Source organism: Mycobacterium sp. NGS49 (genome assembly GCF_059812565.1).
Map to the genome: position 1 here is coordinate 1 of NZ_JCALCX010000083.1, position 2980 is coordinate 2980.

Here is a 2980-nt window from a genome sequence, read left to right on the forward strand (position 1 = left end):
CCCACTTGCGATCTCGGTGGAGATGTCCCGTAAGCGGGCACGCAGATAGCCGGCCAGCGCAGCGAGGTTGGGGTAGTCAAACACCACGGTGGCCGGCAGTGTCAGTCCGGTGGTCTGGGCAAGTCGGTTACGCAGTTCCAGAGCTCCCCGGGAGTCCAGTCCGAGATCGGTGAAGGCCCGCTCGGCTTGCACAGCATCCGGTGCGGAGTGGCCGAGCACAGCGGCAATCTGACCACGCAGCTCAGCCAAAAGCAGGGAATCCCAGTCGGCGTCGGACACCGACGCCAGCCGTTGCGGCAACGTAACGGTAGCGGGGGCTGCCGCGCCGGGAAGGCTCACCAGCCGGCTCAACAAGGGCGGCAGCAATCCGATCCGGGCTTGTTTGCGCAGCGCGGCCACATCCAGGCGTGCCGGGACCAGCACCGGCTCGCGACGCGCACAGGCCAGGTCGAACAACTCCAGGAGGTGCTCGGCCGACATCGGCGCCAGCCCCAGCTGCGGCAGCTCGGCCGGCTCTGCCTGTTCGAGCCCAACGGTCGTGTCGCCAGGCGCACCCAACACGCCCCACGCCAACGAGATGGCTGCCAGCCGTTGTCCCTGCCGGTATTGAGCCACTGCGTCCAAGAAAGCGTTGGCCGCCACGTCGCCGGCTTGCCCTGGGCTGCCCAACACGCTGGCGGCCGAGGAGTACAACACAAACGCCGACAGGTCCATCTCGCGGGTCAGCTCGTGCAGGTGCAGCGCGGCATCCAGTCTGGGTACCAGCACCTGTTCGAGCCGCTGAGGGTCGAGCGCCTCGATCGCCTCGTCACTCCGCGCCTCGGGGATGTGAATGACCGCGCCCAGCCGATGCTCATCGGCAATGGTGTCCAACACCGCTGCCAGCTGGGCACGGTCAGCGACGTCGCATGCCGCCGCTTGCACCCGGCAGCCCAGCTCAGTCAGTTCGGCGGTCAACTGCCCGGCGCCGGCCGCAGCCGGACCACGCTGACTGACCAACAGCAGATGCCGCATCCCGTAGTGGGCCACCAGATGCCGAGCCAGCATCATGCCCAAAACCCCGGTGCCCCCGGTGATCAGCACCGTCGCCGCCGGATCGAACACCGACGCCGCCTGCGCTTCGCCGAAGTGTTCTGTCGCCTGCGACAGTCGCGGCGCCAACACCACACCGCGGCGCACCGCCAACCGCGGCTCACCGCGCTGCGCCAACGACGCCGGCACCGCCCGCCACGAAGCCTCACTGCCATCGAGATCAAGCAACATGAACCGGCCCGGATGCTCCAAAACGGCGCTGCGCAACAACCCATCGACCGCCGCAGCAACCAAATCAGGGACCTCATCATCTGCAGCCGCGACCGCCGCCCGGGTCACCACCACCAGCCGCGAACCAACGAAAGCCGGCTCGCTCAGCCAGGCCTCGATCAGCTGCAATGTGTCATACAAACCGGTGCGGGCAGCCGCACCAACCTCACCGGAACCAGCGGCGGCCGGCGCGACGGTGAGCACCACCTCCGGTGCGCCCATCCCGTCTTTGATCGCCGCGGTCAGCGCCCCAAGATCCGGGTAGCGAGTCGCACCATCGGCGATCCCTGGCAGCTGCGCCGGCCCGCCGCGGTCAAGGATCGCCACCTGCGGGACTGCCTTATCGCGAGGGCTTGGGATCGTCACCCAGTCCACCGAGTACAGCCAATGCAGCCGCCGCGCTCCGGCCCGACTCAGCTGGACAGCATCGACTCCCCTGTACTGCAACGAATCCACCGAAAGCACCGGCGTCCCGGACTCATCCACTGCGCGTAACCGCAGCTCCCCGGCATCGTTGGAACGTATCGCCACTCGCAGCGCCGAAGCGCCTCGGGCCAGCAACGACACCCCGCCCCAGGCGAACGACACCGGCAACCCACCGCGCGCCGACTCCTCACCCAACAGATCGGGCGCGGCATGCCATGCGGCGTTGAGTAGTGCCGGATGCAGCCCGAATTCGGCGGCTTCGGCGATATGGTCGGCGTCCAATGCGACCTCGGTAAACAATTCCTGGCCGCGACGCCACGCCGCGCGCGCTCCCTGGAACGCCGGACCGTAGTGAAAGCCGCCAACCCCGGCTGCCTGGTCATAGAGCGACTCAACTGGTACAGCGACCGCTCCTGCCGGCGGCCACGTCGGCAACCACTCGTCAGTCGCCACATCATCGACACTGGCTGCCAGCACACCGCTGAGGTGGTGAACCCATTCGCCCCCCGTATCGCCGTCCTCGGTGGCGACGCGCTGTCCCGCGGAGCTTTCCGGGCGTGAAAACAGCTCGAGCCGGCAGCGGCCGTCCTCCGCCGGGCTGCTGATCAGCAGTTGGAGCGCCACCGCGCCGTGATCGGGCAGCTGCAGCGGCGCCTCGATGATCAGTTCTTCCAGCCGCTGGAAACCGGCCGTAGCGCCGCCGGCCAGCGCTATGTCCACGAACGCCGCGCCCGGCAACAACACCACATCGGCCACCGCGTAGTCGGCCAGCCACGGATGGGTCTCCACAGCTAGGCTCCCGTTGAACAACCACCCCCGGTTGCCACCCAAATACACGCCGGAAGTCAAGAACGGATGCGCTACCGGTGTCAGGCCCGCCGCGGTCAGACTCCCCGCGCTCAGAGCCTTCGATCCCGCCCAATAGCGTTGCCGCTCAAAGGCATACGTGGGCAACCCCACCCGCCGTGGCCGCCACGGCGCCAACACCGCAGCCCAATCCACCCCCACCCCGACCACATGCGCCTCAGCGAGCGAGGTGACAAAGCGCGGCCAGCCACCGTCCTCGCGACGCAGCGAACCCAACACCGCCACCGAGGTGGCATCTCCACCGCTGGCCTGGACCGTCTCGGTCAGCGCCACCGCCAATACCGGATGCGGACCCAACTCGACCAACGCCCGACACCCCTGCTCGATCAACCCGCGAGTGGCCCGCTCGAACTGCACCGGCTCACGCAAATTCCGATACCAATAA

At 67.9% G+C, this 2980-nt stretch carries 1 protein-coding gene; it reads right to left on the bottom strand.

The window, feature by feature from the left end:
• A partial coding sequence (locus tag AC5Y7D_RS30720; protein WP_499929934.1) for a type I polyketide synthase occupies nucleotides 1-2980 on the bottom strand: 2980 nt, incomplete at both ends.